Here is an 18,927-nt window from a genome sequence, read left to right as displayed (position 1 = left end):
CTCAAGCAGCGATTCATCAATCACGGCGATGGCCGCGATGCCGGCCCCGCAGGTTTCGTCGCCGACTTCCCAGCCGCCTGAATCGCAGGCTCCCAGTCATGCGGCGTTGTCCCACCGACGGTGAACGACGTGAACTGATTATTCAATGCTTGAAGCTGAGCCCGCGTGCGAAATGCACCTTCCTCGGCTGCCGTAACTTCAATTTCACTGTGGATAGAACGCAGCGGAGCACAGTAATCGCTGCCGACTTTCATCTCCCACTGGTCCTGAAGGACCGGGACAACCGCGGTCAGCCCGATGACCGTCGCCACCAGGAATCCTGCACCAAAGCTGATAGCCAATTTCCAGAGCTTCACTCGCACTCCCCTGGCTCTTTCGGGCCCATTAGAAACTCATTGGGTGCACTCTGCCCGATTTCCAGTTTCCAAAGCCGATCGAAACCTTCCCGAAGTCTAAACGCTGTCGCGGCAAATCCGATGAAACTTTCAGCAGCCGGTGAAACATTCCGTATGCTCCGATTGAAAGGAGCGCTCCGATGACCCGACGCATGATCATACCGGGTGGGAACGGTTACCTGGGCCGGCATCTGGCCGAATGGTTCGGCAACAAGGGGTGGGACGTCACCGTTCTGAGCCGCAGCCCTTCCGGATCGAGTGTTGCCCGCGTCCTGCCGTGGGATGGCCGAACGCCGGGCAGGTGGACGACGGAACTCGACGGCGCGGACGTCGTCCTCAACCTGGCCGGTCGCACCGTCAACTGCCGGTACAACGAGAAGAACAAGCAGGAGATCTACGCCAGCCGGCTCGACAGCACGCGTGTCATCGGCGAGGCGATCGCGGGCTCCAAGTCGCCGCCGCCGCTCTGGATCAACGCCGCCAGCGCCACCATCTACCGTCACGCCGAGGACCGCCCGATGGACGAGGCCACCGGCGAGATCGGCAACGGCTTCTCGGTCGACGTCTGCCAGAAGTGGGAGGCGGCTTTCTTCACCGCCGACACTCCCAGGACGCGCAATGTTGCCCTCCGCGCCGCGATGGTCATGGGCCCCGGCACCGGGGGCGTCTTCGAGGCGTTCTACAACATCGTCCGCAAGCGCCTGGGTGGAACGCTGGGCAAAGGCACGCAATTCGTCAGTTGGATGCACCTGGTCGACTTCTGCCGGTCGATCGAGTTCCTGATCGAGAACTCGCACATCCAAGGCCCGATCAACCTTTCGTCGCCGAACCCCATTCCCAACCGCGAGTTCATGCGAATCCTGCGGCGAGCGGCGGGCGTGAAGATCGGCCTGCCGGCGACGAAACTGATGTTGGAGGTCGGCGCGTTCTTCCTGCGGACCGAGACCGAACTGCTCCTCAAAAGCCGCCGGGTCGTGCCCGGCCGGCTGCTCGAGGCCGGGTTCGAGTTTGACTTCCCCGACTGGTCCAAGGCCGCGGCCGATATTGCCCGGGCGCATCGATCGGACCTGGCGGACAAAGCGGGCTCGCCGCGCCCCGCCCGGCGGCAGGCCGTCGTACAAGGGTTGGAAGGACGCCAGCACATTTAGTGCTTTGTCGTGGATAAGAATGAGGATTGGGTGGCGTGGGTAACGGTACTCCGATAGCCGTCTCGGACGTCGGCCGCCACGGGCAAGCGAGTACATTTGCCCATGCCACCCTGTGAAAAGTGTGCCAAGGCGCGGACGGCATTGGACGAGCCTGCCTGGTCGAGAAATCATTCAAATCCTCTTGCATTCGCGGCGACCACTGCTCAAAATCTCAACCGAGCGTCGTATACGACGTGTTAAAGCCACAGATTTGCCAGACGCACCCATGCAGCTTTCTCGAACGAAACTCAAAACCCGCAAAGCCACGACGACGCACTAAGCGCGCGTCTCGAGGGCTCTGTGAGTTTTGGTCGTTCGGCTGCGTTGAGGTCCCGTCGGTGAGTCTGTGGCATTTTTGTTTTAAGCCGGTCCTTTCAGCGGCAAGCCCGAAGGGCTGCGTTTTCCTCGGTCGAGACGATCGACCGAAACTTCAGAGGTCGCCATGTCCGTCAATGTTGCCGTCGTCGGCGCCACCGGCGCTGTGGGTCAAGAGTTCCTCACCGTCCTGGCGGAGCGGAACTTTCCGATCAAGAACCTCAAGCTGTTGGCCTCGGCCCGCAGCGCGGGCAAGACCGCGACCTTCAACGGCAAGGAATACCTGATCGAAGAGCTGACCAAGGACAGCTTCAAGGACGTCCAGATCGCGCTCTTCTCGGCCGGCGGCAGCATCTCCAAGGAGTTCGCCCCCGCCGCGGTCTCAGCCGGTGCGGTGGTCGTCGATAACAGCTCGGCGTTCCGCATGAAGGAAGGCGTGCCGCTGGTGGTGCCCGAGGTCAACCCCGAGGCGATCCACAAGCACAACGGCGTCATCGCCAACCCCAACTGCTCGACGATCATCATGAATGTCGCCGTCTGGCCGCTCTACAAGGTTAACAAGGTCAAGCGGGTCATCGTCAGCACCTACCAGGCCGTCAGCGGCGCGGGCGCATGGGGCCTTTACGAGCTCGAAGCCCAGCAGAAGGCGTTCGCCGCCGGCCAGCCGATCCTGAAGGAAAAGTTCCCGCACCAGATCTTCAACAACGTCTTCTCGCACAACTCGAAGGTCGCCGACAACGGCTACAACGAGGAAGAGAACAAGATGGTCCTGGAGACGCGCAAGATCTTCGGCGACCCCAAGATCATGATCACCGCGACCTGCGTTCGCGTGCCCATCCCCCGCGCCCACAGCGAGAGCATCAACGTCGAGTTCGAGCGCCCCATCACCGCCGACCAGGTTCGGCAGATCCTGAGCAAGGCGCCGGGCATCAAGATCGTCGACGACCCGGCGAACAACTACTTTCCCATGCCCCTGGAAACCAGCAACCAGGACCTGGTTTACGCCGGCCGAATTCGGCAGGACATCAGCCGCGACGACGGCAAAGGCATCGACCTGTTCGTCAGCGGCGACCAGATCCGCAAAGGCGCGGCGACCAACGCCGTGCAGATCGCCGAGCGGCTTGTGTGAGACACGGCTCGGAGCTCAATGGAAGTTCCACCGAAGATCGAACCGCGTGAGCCGACCCCAGCACCCGTCCTGGAGTACGGCAAGGAGCAGCGCACACCGATCCGCTGGTTTCGCCTGTGCCGTGCGGTGTTCTACACAGTGTTCTTCGTAGTACTGACGCTTTCAATGCTGGCTGTGTTTGTCTGGGCGGCATTCGTGAAAGGGGCCATGCCGATTCCCGCTGCGGTGGTTTCATTCCTATGTCTGGCGCTGCCGGGATCGCTCGCCTGGGCGGCCGCGAGAAACGCCGTGCGTTTGTGGCGTGGCGAGGATGTGGGGCCGATCTGAGGGAGATGGGATCGACATCACGATTTGCCTTGGTCATCCGTTGATCGCCGCCCTTTCTCCCCAATCAGCACGAAACGAACGTCGTGATCACTCAGTCTCTTGATCAATTGCAGGAAAGGGTCCATTCGTGCCCCGCGATCGGTTCAACCTCTCGATGAACAAGCGAGCCTGGTAGTGACGTTCTGCACGCTCTTCCATCGAGAGGCTCAGGTTCTCGCGAATGATGCTCAGGTCGATCCCGTTCTCATCCTGTGGCGGCGGGCCGTTCAGGAACTCAAGAAGCTCCCGGTCAATCGAACGAGAATCTGTCGGAGTCGGCACGTCCACGGCTGTATTGTATCCGACGGCCCGCTCGGTGTACTCGGTCTCCCGAATCACTGGCTGGGTTCCCGACGTTTCGAACGAGTTCCAGAGAACGCAGCAAAGACATCGTTCGCCGCTATTCCAAAACCCCCATCAACACCAGCACCGTCTCCTGCCGCACCGTGCAGAGTTGCCGCAGCTCTTCCTGCGTCCGGGTTATCTCTTCCTTGGCCTGCTTCTTGAGGGCTCGCAGCTCGGCGAGCTTGGTCTTAAGTGTCTCGGCGGTTGCTTCCTTGGATTCCAACGCCTGCTGAATCTCGCGGGCCTTGTCCATCGCCGGGTTGCTTTGCACGCCGAACATCGCCATCAGTCCGCCGGCCGCGCCGCCGGGAGGTCCACCGGCCGGGCGGGCCGCGCCGGGTTCATCGGGTTTGCGTTCCTGCCGCTGACCTTCGGGGACTTCAGAGGCGCGGGTGCGCCAGGATTGCGCGCCGCCGCCACCACCCATGAGCATGCCGAAGCCCATCACGCGCGAGTCGTTCGACATCTGCAGGCCCTGCAGTTTTTCGATCCGGGGTTTCAGGACCGCGTACTCCTCATCACTGGCCTGAAGCAGGGTCTTCATGCGGTCGTCGGCGCGCTTGCGGAAATCTTCGATCCGCTTCTGCCAGTCCGGTCGCTCGTCACCGGCGGGGGCGGGCTGGCCGGGTTGGGCCTGGCCAGGTTGCGGCTGAGCCGGAGGCTGCTGAGCCCCGGCGGTTCCCGCCAACAGGACGGTTACGCCGAGAGCGCCGCCGGAGACAAATCGGAGCAGGCCGGAGATGGATCGCATGGTTAGTCCTCGTTCCAGATGAAGATGAATCTGATCTTCCTGTTGTGTCGGTCCGCCGTGCGACGTTTAGGGCCGCTCGCGCCAGGCGGCCGGTTTCGACGGTCGGCAATGGCTTTGATTTGGGAAATTCGTAGTTTTGCGCACTCGCTCCCGGACAACCTGCCAAATCCTTCAACTGCAGACCACTGGGCGTTCAGCAAGATAGTGCAATTTGGGCCGCGCCACGATTGAACCGAACGGCGCCGAGAAGCCAGGAGTTCCCCGCCGTTGAAGACGTCTTGGCGTTCATCCCTTGTCGTTTCAGAGCCGGAGACGGAGAACGCGAAAACGGCCTGAGCCAGGCGAGTCCACAACAAGATCGTCCTGACGACCGCCACCCAAGGGAGCGACTGCGTTCGCCATATTTTAGGTTTTCAGCCTTGGGGGTCAAGCGAATTTCCGAATCGACCCCGGCTGGAAAAATCATTCGAACATCCCACCCGCTACGAGGTAACATCATCTGACTTTGGCGCAGCCCGCGTTGCGCCAACGCATTTCGTTTGGCGTGAGAACGTGTTCGGTAGGTCGGCTTGTGGATCGCCTTTGAGATGATCGGGCGGTTCCCAGGTTCGATGTCACGGTCGATGTCCAGCGAGGAAGGGCCTCTGATGGATCGTAAGTATCGATTTTTTCTAAGCTTGGGTTTTGGCTTGCTGTCGCTTGCGGGCACCGCGTTGGCTGGGGCACCGGCCGTCGGTGGCTCGGCGCTGCCCAAGGCCGCCTTGCCCGAGATCCGTAAGATCGAACTCCAACCGTCGTCGCTCGGTTTGGCCAATGCCTCCGACGCCCGGCAGGTGCTGGTCTGGGGCATCGCCGCCGACGGACAGAAGTACGACCTGACCGACATCGCCACGCTGGAGCCCGGCTCAGGCGTGAAGATCGTTGACGGCCGATACATCGCCCCGGTCGCCGCCGGCGACACCCAGGTCAAGGTCTCGGCCGCCGGTCAGTCGATCGCCTTACCCGTCAAGGTGGCCGGCATCGACACACCCGACATCCGCTTCGGCAAAGACGTCATGCCCGTGCTCGCCTCCACCGGCTGCAACATGGGCACCTGTCACGGGTCCGCCCAGGGGAAGAACGGCTTTAAGCTATCCCTCCGCGGTTACGACGCCGACTACGACTACAACGTGCTGGTGAACGCCCTCCAGGGCCGCCGGGTGAACCGTGTGGAACCCGACAAGTCGCTCATGCTGATGAAGCCCGCCGGCATCGTGCCGCACGAGGGCAAGCAGGTCATCAAGCCCGGCGACCGCCACTACAACATCATTCGCGACTGGATCGCCCAGGGCCTTAAGCCCGAAACCGAACTTAAGACCGCCAAACCGACAAAGATCGAAGTCGTCCCCGCGATGGTGGCACTCGACATTGCAGGCCGCACGCAGCGGATCGTCGTTGTTGCCCATTACGCCGACGGTTCGACGCGTGACGTCACGCGTGATGCGGTGTTTTCCGCCAGCAACATCGAGGCGGTTCAGGTGGACGGCGCGAAGGTGACCGGCCTGCGTCGCGGCGAGGCCGCGGTGCTCGTGAGGTACGAAGGTGCTTACGCTGCCGTCGGGGTGTCGATCATGGGAGATCGCGCCGGCTTCGCGTTCAAACCGACGGCCGAATACAACTTCATCGACAAGCACGTCAACGCGAAGCTCGAGAAGCGCAAGATCCTCCCCAGCGAAGAGTGCACCGATGCCGATTACCTCCGTCGGGTGTACCTCGATCTCACCGGCCTGCCGCCGACGGCCGATGTGGCTCGGGCGTTCCTGACGTCGCAGTCCCCCAGCCAGGAGAAACGCCGGCAGTTGGTCGACCAGTTGCTCGGCTCGAAGGACTACGTCGCGATCTGGTCGAACAAGTGGGCCGACCTGCTCCAGTGCAACCAGAAGGCGCTGGGCGAGAAGGGCGTCTGGGCGTTCCGCGAATGGATTCGCGAATCGATCGCGCAGAACAAGCCTTACGACCAGTTCGCGTACGAGCTGATCACCGCTCAGGGCAGCAACCTGACGAACCCCGCCGTCAACTACTACCGGGCGCTGAAGGACCTCGACGACAAGAAGCAGTTGACGCCCAACAAGATGACCGAGGACATCAGCCAGACGTTCCTCGGCGTGCGGTTCAACTGCAACAAGTGCCACGACCACCCGTTCGAGAAGTGGACGCAGCAGCAGTATTACGAGTTCGGCGCGTTCTTCGCCCGCGTCTCGTTCAAGCCGGGCACCCGCGCCGGGGAAGAGATCGTCTACACCAACTTCCGCGGCGGCGAGAACATCTACCCGAAGACCACGATGGCGCTCGCGCCGCACGTCCCCTACGGCGAGCAGCCGAACCTGGAAGACGCCCGCGTGCGGCAGGAGGCGTTCGCCCGCTGGATGACCAGCAAGGACAACCCGCTGTTCGCCAGGAGCTACGTCAACCGCACGTGGAGCTACTTCTTCGGCGTCGGCATCATCGACCCGGTCGATGACATCCGGGCGAGCAACCCGCCGAGCAATCCTGAACTGCTGGACGCGCTGACGGACGAGTTCGTCAAGAGCGGGTTCAACATGCAGCAGTTGGTGCGGACGATCGTCACCAGCCGAACGTACCAAGCGTCGGTCGTCGCCAATCACTGGAACAACGACGACAAGATCAACTTCAGCCATTTCCTGCCGCGGCGGCTGAGTGCCGAGCAGATGATGGACGCGGTCGGCCTCGCCGCGGGCGTAAAGCCGAAGGTGCAGGGCCTGCCCGACGGCATGCGGGCGGTGTATCTCGCCGACGGGTTGACCGACACCGGCAGCGACTTCCTGAAACTCTTCGGCCGGCCGAAGCGTGAGACGGCGTGCGAGTGCGAACGCACGAGCAACATGAGTCTGGCACACGCCCTGAACTTGGTGAACGGTCCGCTCATCAGCGGTGCGGTCACCGATCCGGCGAGCAGCATCGGCAAGCTGGTCGAGAAGGAAAAGGACAACAGGAAGGTCGTCGAGGAGATCTACCTCGGCACCCTCAGCCGCATGCCGACGGCCGAAGAGATGAAACTCGCCGACGAGCTGGGCACCGATCCCAAGCAGCGGCTGGATGTGGCGCAGGACGTCGCCTGGGCGCTGATGAACAGCCCGGCGTTTTTGTTCAACCGGTGATCTGTGAATGAGACGGCCCGTCAGTGACACGGGCTTCCAGCCCGTGCGAGCGAGCTGGTAGTAGAGAAGATTTGCGAAGCAGACAACTCGACTCCAACGTCACCCGCACGGGCTGGAAGCCCGTGTCACTGACGGAGTCGACCAAAGACGGAGATTTGAACCATGCTTTCAATCCCTGGACAACGCGGCTGGACCTGTGACGGCGTTTCTCGGCGCGAACTGCTTCGCGTCGGCGGGGCGGGGTTGCTGGGCGTTTCGCTCGCCAATCTGCTGAAGCTCGAATCGGCCGCCAGCGCCGCCGCGCCGACCATCACCCCCATCGCCGGCGGCGACAAGCAGGTGGGGTTCGGCAAGGCCAAGAACTTCATCTTCATCTTCCTGCAAGGCGGTCCGAGCCACATCGACATCTGGGACCCCAAGCCCGATGCCCCCGACAACATCCGCGGGCAGTTCAAGCCGATCCCGACCGCGATCAAAGGCGAATACGTCAGCGAAGTCATGCCCAACCTCGCGAAGGTGATGGACAAGACCACGCTCATCCGCTCCGTCAGCTACACGCCGGCCGGGTTGTTCAACCACACCGCCGCGATCTACCAGATGATGACCGGCTACACGCCGGACAAGGTGTCGCCGAGCGGCCAGCTCGAGCCGCCGAACCGGGCGGATTACCCGTGCATGGGTGCGCAGATCAGCAAGATCCGTCCGCCGAAGGACCCGATGCTGCCGTTCGTCATGCTGCCGCGACCGCTGCAGGAATCGGGCGTCGTCGGCAAGGGTGGCACGGCCGGCTTCCTGGGCGCCGCCGCCGACCCGTACTACCTGTTCCAGGACCCGGCCAAGGAACTGAACATCACCGACCTGGCGCTGCGTCAGGAAGTGTCGGTCCAGCGGATGAGCCGTCGGGCGACGATCCTGGACAAGGTCAACAGCCAGATGCCCGAGATCGAGAAGGCGGTCGAGGAGCACGCGCTGGGCGAATACGACAAGAAGGCGCTGGAACTGGTCATCTCCGGCCGGGCCCGCAAGGCGTTCGACCTGACCGAAGAGAAGAAAGAGACGCGCGAGAAGTACGGCATGCACACGTTCGGCCAGAGCCTGCTGGTCGCCCGACGATTGATCGAAGCCGGCACCCGCGTGGTGCAGGTCAACTGGCCCGCCGTCGCCAACGGCAACCCGACAGTGGACGCCTGGGACACGCACGCGGCGAACTTCGGCCCGCTCAAGAACCTGCACTGCCCGAAGCTCGACAGCGGCCTGCCGGCGCTGATCGCCGACCTGGAAGAACGCGGACTGCTCAAGGACACGATCGTGCTGGCGATCGGCGAGTTCGGCCGCAGCCCGAAGCTGGGCGTCAGCACAAGCGGCAACACCAACGGCCCCGACGGCCGCGACCACTGGCCGTACTGCTACACGAGCCTGATGGCCGGCGGCGGCATCGCCCGCGGCGCGGTCTTCGGCAAGAGCGACAAGACCGCCAGCGCGCCGCAGGAAGACGGCGTCCACCCGACGCAGTTGCTCGCGACGGTGTATCACGCGATGGGCATCCATCCGCACACGATCGTCAACAACCACCTCGGCCAGCCGAGAGAACTCGTGCAGGCGGACCCGGTGTTGAAGTTGTTCAGTTAACCAGCGTGAATTGATCGTTGGCGGGGAGTGGAGTGCCATATAGCGAGGATGGGACGCTCATCAGTGACACGGGCTTCCAGCCCGTGCTGGCGAGTTTGTAGTAGGTCCGATCTTCGTATCAAGCGTTTTCGACTCCATCGCTGCGCGCACGGGCTAGAAGCCCGTGTCACTGATGAGCCGCTTTCTAACCACACCCATGCGCATTACCGTTCCGCTTATCGCTTTTGCATCTGTATTCTGCTTCGCAGATTGCGTCTCCCTCGCCCAGCCCGCGCCCCAACTTGCGGGGTCTGCGCCGCTCTACCTGAAGCAGGGGCAGTCGCAGGAGATCACGCTGGGCGGATCGAACCTTGCCGGCGCGACGCAGGTTCTGTTGACCGACGCCGCCGGTCTCTCGGCCGAGCTGATCGTCGACAAGGCTGCCGAGAGCAAGAAGCAGCCGGTCACCGCCGTCAAGGTAAAGCTCTCGGCCGCGGCGGGTGCTGAACTGGGCGTTCGCGAGCTGCGCATCGCGACGCCTGCGGGCGTTACGCGGCCGATCCCTGTGACGGTGGGGCAGTACGGCGCGACCATCGATGCCGAGCCCAACAACTCGCCGAAGGAAGCCCAGTCGATTGTTCTCCCGACGAGCATCGTCGGCCGGCTGGATGCCGGCGGCGATCTGGACGACTACCGCTTTGAGGCAAAGAAGGGGCAGTCGCTTGTTTTCGACCTGTACGCGACCCGGCTGGGGTCGGCGTTACAGCCGGTGGTATCGGTGCTCGACGCCTCGGGTCGGGAGATGCCGCGGAAGATCTCGTATCGCCAGGAGACGGTGACCGCCGAGGCCGATCCCACGGTCGTCTTCGAAGTGCCGGCCGACGGCGCGTACACGCTGCACGTGCGCGACCTTCAGTACAAAGGCGGCGCAACCTACACGTATCGCATCGACGCCGGCGAGATTCCGTTCGTCGAATCGCTGCTGCCGGCCAGCGGCCGTCGCGGCACGTCGGTACAGGTGACCGCGATCGGCTACAACCTGGGGAAGAGCGCCACGCAGACGGTCGATCTGGCATCGGCGACGGGGTCGTCGAGCGAAGAGGTTCGCGGCGAGATCCCGCTGCGTTTCAAGACGCCGGTTGGCTGGTCCAATGCCGTCCCGTTCGCCGTCTCCGATGTCGCTCCGCTCGCCGAGACGCCGACCAATACGTCGATCGATAAGGCGATGCCTGTCAGCCTGCCGGCGGAGGTGTCGGGGATTCTGAGCCGGTCGGGCGAGGAAGACTTCTATCGATTCACCGTCCCCACGAAGCAGCCGATCACGATCGAAGCGATCGCCCGCCAGGATGGCTCGCCGGTCGATGCGTTGCTGACGCTTCGCGACGCCAAGGGTGCGGTTCTCGACCAGAACAACGGAGCGGGCGAATCCGAAGCCAAGCTCACCCGCAACTTCGATCCCGGCGATTACATCGTCAGCATTCGCGACCTGACGTTTGCCGGTGGGACGAGCCATCGGTATCGCGTCAGCTTCGTGCAGTCTGCGGGCGTGCCGGCGGACTTTGCGGTTCGGTTCATGCCCGATACGCCGCGGCTCAGTCGCGGTGGCAACACGAAGCTGTGGTGCGAAATTGTCCGTCTCAACGGCTACAAGGGCGATGTCGCCGTCACGATCGAAGGCCTGCCGCCGGGCGTGGCTGTCAGTGGCGGGCCGGCGATGATCGGCGAGAAGACCAGCGGCATCTTCACGCTGTCGGCGTCGGCGGATGCGGCGATGGGCAACTATCCGATCCGCCTGAAGGCCGTCGGCTCGGCCGGGGCGCAGCAGGCGGTTCGCTTCGGGCAGGCCGAGGACGACGGCCGCAGCGTGCGCGGCACCTACCTGACGGTTCTCCCGGCGGCGCCGGTCGGCGTGGACTCGCTGGCGCAGATCTCGCCCCAGCAACTGGCCGACTATCCTGACCAGGTGCAGGCGCTGTACGCCAGGCTCAACGCGCCGTCGCCGGCGATCGACAAGGCCCAGGCAGAGTGGGAAAAGAAGTACGAGGGTGCCCAGCAGTGGCAGGTGGTGGACGTCACCAGCACCGAATCGGCTGGCGGAGCCGATCTCAAGAAACAGCCGGACGGGTCGATTCTTCAATCGGGAAAACTGCCGGACAAGGACACGTTCACGATCATCGGCACGGCCAACCTGAAGCAGGTGACCGGCGTGCGGCTGGAAGTGATCCCGGACCCGTCGCTACCGAACAACGGCCCCGGTCGCAGTGCGGCGGGCAATTTCGTCCTTCATTCGTTCGCGGTCAGTGTCGCCGCCAAGAGCGATCCGAAGAACACCAGGCCGGTCGCGTTCACCGCCGCCAAGGCGACGTTTGAACAGGACGGCTACGCGGTGATCGGGGCGGCGAACAACAACCTTCAGGACGGCTGGGCCATCTTCGGCGGCACGGGCAAGCCGCAGACGGCGTGGTTCTTCCCCGAAGAGCCCGTCCCGGCCGGCGAGGTGATCGTTACCGCCACCATGATTCAGTATTACGGCGAGCAGCACACGATCGGACGGTTCCGGATCGCGCTGACCGACGATCCCGAGGTGAAGAACCGCCAGACCGACTCGGCCCCCGCCGCCGTCGCCGCGGCGCTCAAGACGCCGGCCGACAAGCGGACCGAGCCGCAGAAGGCGCAGCTGGCGGCGTATTACCGATCGATCGCACCGGAACTGCAGGCCGATCGCGCGAAGCTAGAAGGGCTTCGTTCGAGCATCGGCCCGATCGCCGAAGTCGCCCGGCTCGAGGCGGCACTTGCCGCCGGCAGCCCGGCGCTGGATGCCGAACGAAAAGAATGGGAACAGACGGTCGCCGCCGGCTTCGCCTGGACGCCGATCGATGTCACCAGTGCCCGCGGCACCGGCGGAACCACGCTCACGCGGGAGAAGGACGGCTCGGTCGCGGCGTCGGGCCCCGTGCCGGCCAATGAAAGCTACCAGATCGCCGCCCGCTCGCCGCTGAAGGCGATCACCGCCATTCGGCTGGAGGCGCTGCCCGACGAGCGGTATCCGTCGAGCGGCCCCGGGCAAAACAAGGGCAACTTCGTGCTGACGAAGATCGATGTCGCCGTCCCGGGTGCCAAGCCCGGCGAATCGACGCCGGTCAAACTGCGCGACGCCCGCGCCACCCACGAGCAGAACGGCTATGGCATCGCTGGCGTGCTCGATGACAACCCCGAGACCGGCTGGGCGATCGCACCAATGTCGGGGATGGCGCATACCGCAACGTTCTTTCCGAAGCTGCCGATCGTCGCCGCCGGCGACGCGCAACAGCTCTCGATCAACCTCGAGTTCGCCCACCCCGTGCACAAGGGCTTTACGCTCGGCCGATTCCGGCTGTGGGCACTGGGGACGGCCGATGCGTCGGCGGCAACGTCGAGCGTGCCGGGATCGATCCTCGATGTCCTGAAGATCGCCGAAGACAAGCGTACGCCGCAGCAGAAGGACGAGGTCGCGGCATACTTCCGGACGATCGCGCCGTCGCTGGAGCCGTCGCGGCAGCGGCTGGCGGAACTGAAGACGAAGCTGCCGGAGTTCCCGATTTCGGTCGTTCGTAATCGCAATACGACGATTCCCGTACCCATCAGCCGAACCGGCGCTTTCGCCGGCCCGGTGAAGGTGACGCTGGAAGGCTTCAGCGCGGGCCGTGACCCCGCGACGCGCATGCCGACGCCGATCAGCAAGAACTTCGACATCACACCACTGACACTGACGCCGGAGCAGAGCTTCGGAAAGCTGGCGATCAAGGCCAAGGCCAATGCCGAAGTTGGCACGCGCGTGGTGGTGTTGAGAGCCGAGGCAACGGTCGGGAACGACACCTACGTGCAGTACAGCCCCGCGTTCCCGATCACTGTGGTGGAGAAGTAGCAGCGGCGGTGTGTGGCTGACCGTGAAAGCTGTCCGTGACACGGCTTTCCAAGCCGTGCGTGGTGCGTGGTAGTAAATAAGCCGTCCATCTTCTGTGAAGCCTTCTTTCTTCGGGTTGGTTGAAGCAAAAGAGAAGAGCTTTCACTGAGGATGAAAACTGACTGACGTTCGTGCGCCGCTAGCACGGGTTGGAAACCCGTGTCACGGAACGCGACCAGCAGAAGCGCGATACGGAGTAATGATGATCCGCAAAACGACACTGATCGCCCTCATGTTCGTGGCTGGTACCGTCCGCGCGGCCGATACCTCCGCGCCGGTCTCGTTTACGAAAGACCTGCGTCCGCTTCTCAACGCCAGTTGCAACGCCTGTCACAAGCCGGACAAGAGCAAGTTCGACCTCGACATGACGACCTACGCGTCGCTCATGAAGGGGAGCAAGAAGGGCGCGATCGTCGTCCCCGGCGAACCGGCCAAGTCGAAGCTGCTGGAGGTCTGCAGCGGCGACGAGCCCGAGATGCCGCCGCAAGGCGAAGGCAAGCCGCTGACCAAAGACGAGCGTTCGCTGATCGAACGGTGGATCAAGCAGGGGGCCAAGGACGACACCATCGCCCCCGGCATGGCCAAGATTGCCACGCCCGTTTACACCGTCCCGCCGGTGGTGACGTCCATCGCCTGGTCGCCGGATGGCAAGCAACTGGCGGTCAGCGGTTATCACGAGGTGGTCGTTCACGACGTCGGCACGTCGGGCGAAACGAAGATCGCCGGGCGGTTGATCGGCGAATGCCCGCGGATCGAGTCTGTCGCGTTCAGCAAGGACGGATCGCTCATCGGCGTTGCCGGCGGCGCGCCCGGCGAGTTCGGGCAGGTGCAGATCTGGGATGCCAAAACACTGAAAGTGAAAAAGGTCTTCCAGCCGGCGACCGATTCGCTCTACGGAATCTCGTTCTCGCCGGACGGCAAAACGGTCGGCGTCGGCGGGGCGGACAAGGTTGCCCGGCGGATCGACATCGAAACCGGCAAGGTGCTGACCGACTTCCGCGCCCACGCCGACTGGGTGCTCGCCACCACCTTCACACTCGACGGCAAGCAGATGGTGACCGGCGGCCGCGATAAGGCGATGAAGCTGGTCGATGTCGAGACTGGCCGATTCATCGACGACATCAACAACCCGGTCGAACAGGTGCTGTGCGTCGCACGCCATCCGAAGGAAGAGCAGATCGTTTACGGCGGGGACCTGGGCGTCGCCCGTATCTACAAGATCTCCGACAACCAGGGCCGCACCGCCGGCCGCAACGACACCAACCTGCTGATGCAGTTCGACCGCCTGCCCGCGGCGATCAGCGCGGTCGCGTTCAACCCCGACGGCACACAGGTGGCGCTGGGCACGTTGGATCGCGTGCACGTTTACGATGCCAAGGGCAAGCCGGCCGACCCGGCGATGAAGAAGCCCGCCGCTGCCCGCCCGGCGACCGGCCGCCGCGCCCCGCGTCCGCCGCCGCCGTCGCAGGGCAAGGAGCTGCTGACGCTCGACGAGTTCTCCGGCCCGGTCTACGCCGTCGCTTGGAAGCCCGACGGCTCGGCGATCGCCGCCGCGGGGTTCGACGGCACCGTTCGGCTCTTCGACGCCAAGACCGGGGACCTGATCAAAGGTTTCTCGCCCGTTCCGCTGAGCGGATCGTCGGCCAAGCCATGATCGCGCAAGACCGGGGACGGACAAGCGAAGTGGAGCGCCGACTTCGGTTAACCGGGTTCCCGACATCTGGTACACTTTGACGGCGTTGTTGCCACGTCAGCGTGGGAACCAGGGCGAGGGAAACAAGGAGTCTGTCATGAAGCGATCTTTCCGGAACTTGTCGTGCGGTTTGGCCGTGGCTTTGTTGAGTATTGGCAGCGGATGTGCCAAGACGGGCGAGACGGCCGGCCGCGATACGCTGACCGCGAACGTGGGCATTTACCCGCCGCCGCCGTCGAGCGCTCCCGTCCCGCGTGGCGCGGTGCCGCCGTTCCTTGAGGTGACGACGCCCGGCGGATTCAAGGGAGACAAGCAGCAGCTTGCCGCCGTCGCCGCCGACCAGCTCACCACGCTGCTCGATCAGACGCGCCGGTTCGAAATGGTCGAGCGTGCCCAGGTCCAGCAGTTGCTCGCCGAACAGAACATGGAAGGCATTGTCCGCCCTGACCAGATGGCCAAGGCCGGACAGGTGCTGGGTGCCCAGTATCTGCTGATCGGCAAAGTGACCAGCTTCCGCATCAAGCAGGACGCGACGCAGACCGGCGTCAATGCCGGCGGCCTCGGGTCGCTCATCGGCAACAAGTTCGGCGGCGGCGAAACCGGCTTCGATCAGAAGAACGTCGCGATCAACACGCAGATCGGTGTGGACATCCGCATTGTCGAGCCGACCACCGGCAAGATCCTGTGCAGCCAGTTTTCCGAGTTCAACCGCACCGACTCGGCCGATTCGATGGGCATCCAGGTGATGGGTTTTGGCACGAAGAATGACGCCCAGATTACGGTGACCGAAGACGACTGCGGCCGCGTGCTTCGGCTCGCGTTCGATGACGCGATCAAGAAGATGCTGCCCGACCTCGACGCGAAGCTCGCGAAGGTCACCAAGGCGAACCTGACACCGACGACGCCAAAGGCCGCTGCCCCGACGCCGATCGAACCGCAACCGGCCGTTGCACCCGCGCCGACCCCGGCCGTAACGCCGGAACCCACGCCCTCACCGGCTCCGGCCGCGGTGACGGCCAAGAAGTTCTGCCCCGAGTGTGGCGCTCCAGTCCCCGCGGGCGCCAAGTTCTGCCCGAAGGACGGAACGAAGATCGAGTAGCAAAGTTTGGGTGGCATGGGCAAACGTACTCGCTTGCCCATGCCACCCCGAATCAAGCAAGACCGCCGCGGACTCCCGCGGCGGTCTTTTGTTCATGACGGCAGTTTCAGGCCCGCCAGCGAAGGAGCGCTCTCCGTGGTGGTCGTGCATTTTCCGCACCGTTAGCCTCATTCTCGTCGCGTCCGGATTCATCGAGTAAGATGTCGGGCAAGGCATTGCCGCCGTCCATGGAGCGCCATTCCCCGACAACTTCGCCCGGGCTGCGACCGCATCCGCTTTGCGTGCCGCCGGGGTCGCGTTGTCTGCTGCTCATCCCTGCATTCAATGAAGGTGCCTCGGTCCGCCGGCTGGTTCTTCGGCTGCGCCGGGCCTTGCCGACCTGCGATATCCTGGTGATCGACGACGGCTCCACCGACGACACCGTCCGCCAGGTGCCCGAAGGGACCGCCGTTGTCACGTTGCCCTTCAACCTGGGCATTGGCGGGGCGATGCAGGCGGGCTATCGCTACGCCGCGCTGCACGGATACGATATCGCCGTGCAGGTGGACGGCGACGGCCAGCACCGGCCGCGCGAAGTCGGTCGGCTGATCGACGAGCTGTCCAAAAGCGGCTCCGATTTTGTCGTCGGCTCGCGCTACCTCGGTAAGGTGCATTACCGGCAAACCGCGTCGCGGGCGCTGGGGGCATGGTTTCTGCGGGGCGTGATCCGCACCTTCACCGGCCTGCCGATCACCGACTGCACCAGCGGTTTCCGGGCGGCCAATCGGCGGGTGATCCGCGCCTTCGCCCATTGGTACCCCGAAGACTACCCCGAACCCGAAGTCATCCTGCTGCTGCACCGGTCGGGCTATCGCATCAGCGAGCTCGGCGTACAGATGCGGCACCGTAAGACCGGGCAGAGCAGCATCAGGCTCTTCGACGGGCTGTATTATGTCATCAAGGTCACGGTATGCCTGGTGCTCGATCTGGTTCGGCAGCCTTGGCCGCGCGGCAAGCTCGTCGATGCCGGGCTGGCGACTGCCCAGAGCGGGCCGGTCGTGTTACCGAACGCGACAGCCGCCGCCGGCGTAAGTGAATCCGCCGCCGCGTTGCCCGCCGGCACCGAGCCGCGCGCCGTTCCCGTACACCCTTGAATTGCGTGTCGGGCTGGCGCGAGGGAGATTCTCCCGTTGGCCGGCGTCGAACCTGTGCTAAGATCAGGCGTCACCTTTACCAACCGCCTGCCCGACGCTGGTCGGGTCGCGATGAGGGAGCAGTCACCGTGTCGCTCAAGGGAGTGTTTAACGTCTATCGTCGCCCCAACCGTTCGTACGAGGGGTACCACCGCGACAAACGCCGCAAGAATGTCGATCGGCTCGCGATTCTTGAATCCCGCCATTCCCCCGGCACCCCGCGCCGGTCGGCGTTTCGTGAGTTCGTTTCGGCGCTCGCGAGCATCGTTCGCCGGAAACACCGGTAGATCGGAACCACCGGTAGCATTGCCTGATCGGCAAACGAACGCCCACGGACAGCTGCCCGTGGGTTTTCCATTCCCCGCGGACCGCTTCCGTGGGCGGCAGTGTTATCTCTAAACGATCCATCTCACGCCGACACAATATGTTCGCGCGGCCCCCTGACCTTCGACAGCGCGTTCCGCGTATCGACGATCAGTTTCGAATGATCGGCGATCGTCTGCCAGTTGAACGCCGAGTGGTGGGTGGAGACGATCACGCAGTCGTACGATGCGAGTGTCGCTTCCGACAGCGGAACGCTTGCCATCTTCAGGTCGTACTTACGCATCTTGTGCGTCGCCGGCACGTGGGGGTCGCTGTAATCGACCTCGGCTCCCAGGTCTTCCAGTTTCTCGATCAGTTCAAAACTCGGGCTCTCGCGAACGTCGTCGATGTCGGGCTTGTACGCGAGCCCCAGCACCAGGATTCGGCTGCCGCGGACGGCCTTACTTCGGGTGTTCAGGGCCTCGATCGTCCGCCGGACGACGTAATCCGGCATGCCCCGGTTCACTTCGCCGGCCAGTTCAATGAAGCGCGTCGGCATGCCCACTTCACGGGCTTTCCACGTTAGGTAGTAAGGGTCGATCGGAATGCAGTGCCCGCCCAGCCCCGGCCCCGGATAGAACGCCTGGAAGCCGAACGGCTTGGTGCTCGCGGCGGCGATGACCTCCCAGACGTCGATACCCATCGCCGTCAGCACGACTTTCATCTCGTTCACCAGCGCGATGTTCACGGCGCGGTAGACGTTCTCCAGGATCTTCGCCGCCTCGGCGACCTCCGCCGATTTCACCGGGATCACCTGCGCGATCGCCTTGCGGTACAGCGCCGCTGCCAGTTCGCCGCTGACGGCGTCGATCCCACCGACGAGCTTGGGAATGGTCTGTGTCGAGTGGTCCTTGCGGCCGGGGTCTTCGCGCTCCGGCGAGTAGGCGAGGTAGAAATCTTTCCCACAGACGCGCCCGCCGCGCTCGAGCCGCGGCAGCATCACGTCGCGCGTGGTCCGCGGGTAGGTGGAGCTTTCCAGCACGATCAGCTGCCCCGGCCGAAGGTGCTCGGCGATCGCATCAGTGCTGCGGGTGATGTAGGTCAGGTCGGGTTCAAGGTGCTTCCCCAGCGGCGTCGGCACACAGACGATGACCGCATCGGCGGCCGACAATCGGGCCGGGTCGGCAGTGAACTCACACCGCCCGGCGGCGACCATGTCGCTCACCAGCGCCTTACCCAAATGGGTCAGATAGTTCTCCCCCCGGCGTAGCGCGTCGATCTTCGCCGGATCAATATCAAACCCCAGCACCGGCAATCCCGCCCGATGAAACGCCGCCAGCAGCGGCAATCCCACGTACCCCAAGCCCATCACGGCGACAACGGCGGAAGAATCGGCGATGCGGGCGGGGAGGGTCATAGGTTAGCGCGATCTTCGGGCATGGGGCGTGGTGATGCAATTGGTT

At 63.9% G+C, this 18,927-nt stretch carries 14 protein-coding genes; 10 read left to right on the top strand and 4 right to left on the bottom strand.

The window, feature by feature from the left end:
* Positions 1–20: 20 nt before the first annotated feature.
* Positions 21–356 (bottom strand): hypothetical protein, encoded by a 336-nt coding sequence (locus IPV69_RS12630; protein WP_206295472.1) that lies wholly within the window; start codon positions 354–356, stop codon positions 21–23.
* Between the two features lie 179 nt (positions 357–535).
* Here IPV69_RS12630 and IPV69_RS12625 point away from each other — a divergent pair, with 179 nt between their 5' ends.
* The 3 genes from IPV69_RS12625 (at position 536) to IPV69_RS12615 (ending at position 3,353) form a co-directional block, all read left to right on the top strand.
* The gene (locus IPV69_RS12625) at positions 536–1,543 is read left to right on the top strand and encodes a TIGR01777 family oxidoreductase (protein WP_206295471.1); all 1,008 of its coding nucleotides are present in this window, start codon (positions 536–538) and stop codon (positions 1,541–1,543) included.
* 481 nt (positions 1,544–2,024) lie between these two features.
* Entirely contained in the window at positions 2,025–3,026 is a 1,002-nt protein-coding gene (locus tag IPV69_RS12620) for an aspartate-semialdehyde dehydrogenase (RefSeq protein ID WP_206295470.1), read from the top strand.
* 18 nt (positions 3,027–3,044) lie between these two features.
* Positions 3,045–3,353 (top strand): hypothetical protein, encoded by a 309-nt coding sequence (locus tag IPV69_RS12615; RefSeq protein ID WP_206295469.1) that lies wholly within the window; start codon positions 3,045–3,047, stop codon positions 3,351–3,353.
* Between the two features lie 87 nt (positions 3,354–3,440).
* On the opposite strand, the gene IPV69_RS12610 is transcribed toward IPV69_RS12615, so the two are convergent.
* Both IPV69_RS12610 and IPV69_RS12605 read right to left on the bottom strand, forming a co-directional pair.
* Positions 3,441–3,731 (bottom strand): hypothetical protein, encoded by a 291-nt coding sequence (locus IPV69_RS12610; RefSeq protein ID WP_206295468.1) that lies wholly within the window; start codon positions 3,729–3,731, stop codon positions 3,441–3,443.
* A 61-nt stretch (positions 3,732–3,792) separates the two neighbouring features.
* Positions 3,793–4,488 carry a hypothetical protein gene (locus tag IPV69_RS12605; protein ID WP_206295467.1) on the bottom strand — a complete coding sequence of 232 codons (696 nt, stop codon included), beginning with the start codon at positions 4,486–4,488 and terminating at the stop codon, positions 3,793–3,795.
* A 647-nt stretch (positions 4,489–5,135) separates the two neighbouring features.
* Between IPV69_RS12605 and IPV69_RS12600 the strand changes: the two genes are divergently transcribed.
* The 7 genes from IPV69_RS12600 (at position 5,136) to IPV69_RS12570 (ending at position 17,448) form a co-directional block, all read left to right on the top strand.
* Positions 5,136–7,646, top strand: coding sequence for a DUF1549 and DUF1553 domain-containing protein (locus IPV69_RS12600; protein ID WP_206295466.1), 2,511 nt, complete (start codon positions 5,136–5,138; stop codon positions 7,644–7,646).
* 162 nt (positions 7,647–7,808) lie between these two features.
* Positions 7,809–9,275, top strand: a complete 1,467-nt coding sequence (locus IPV69_RS12595) for a DUF1501 domain-containing protein (protein WP_206295465.1) — start codon at positions 7,809–7,811, stop codon at positions 9,273–9,275.
* 172 nt (positions 9,276–9,447) lie between these two features.
* Positions 9,448–13,158, top strand: a complete 3,711-nt coding sequence (locus IPV69_RS12590; protein WP_206295464.1) for a PPC domain-containing protein — start codon at positions 9,448–9,450, stop codon at positions 13,156–13,158.
* Positions 13,159–13,399: 241 nt separating this feature from the next.
* Positions 13,400–14,851: a WD40 domain-containing protein gene (locus IPV69_RS12585; RefSeq protein ID WP_206295463.1), complete on the top strand. Its 1,452-nt coding sequence runs from the start codon at positions 13,400–13,402 to the stop codon at positions 14,849–14,851.
* Positions 14,852–14,987: 136 nt separating this feature from the next.
* On the top strand, positions 14,988–15,989 hold the full coding sequence (locus IPV69_RS12580) for a CsgG/HfaB family protein (protein ID WP_206295462.1): 1,002 nt from the start codon (positions 14,988–14,990) through the stop codon (positions 15,987–15,989).
* A gap of 200 nt (positions 15,990–16,189) precedes the next feature.
* Complete coding sequence (locus IPV69_RS12575; protein ID WP_206295461.1) at positions 16,190–17,122, top strand: glycosyltransferase family 2 protein; 933 nt, start codon at positions 16,190–16,192, stop codon at positions 17,120–17,122.
* A gap of 128 nt (positions 17,123–17,250) precedes the next feature.
* A complete protein-coding gene (locus IPV69_RS12570) occupies positions 17,251–17,448 on the top strand; it encodes a hypothetical protein (RefSeq protein WP_206295460.1) in 198 nt (65 codons plus the stop codon).
* 122 nt (positions 17,449–17,570) lie between these two features.
* On the opposite strand, the gene IPV69_RS12565 is transcribed toward IPV69_RS12570, so the two are convergent.
* Complete coding sequence (locus IPV69_RS12565; RefSeq protein ID WP_206295459.1) at positions 17,571–18,881, bottom strand: nucleotide sugar dehydrogenase; 1,311 nt, start codon at positions 18,879–18,881, stop codon at positions 17,571–17,573.
* Between the last annotated feature and the right edge of the window lie 46 nt (positions 18,882–18,927).

The sequence above is a fragment of the Humisphaera borealis genome (assembly GCF_015169395.1).
Classification (GTDB): Bacteria; Planctomycetota; Phycisphaerae; order Tepidisphaerales; family Tepidisphaeraceae; genus Humisphaera; species Humisphaera borealis.
This window is presented reverse-complemented; position numbering and strand designations above follow the sequence as displayed.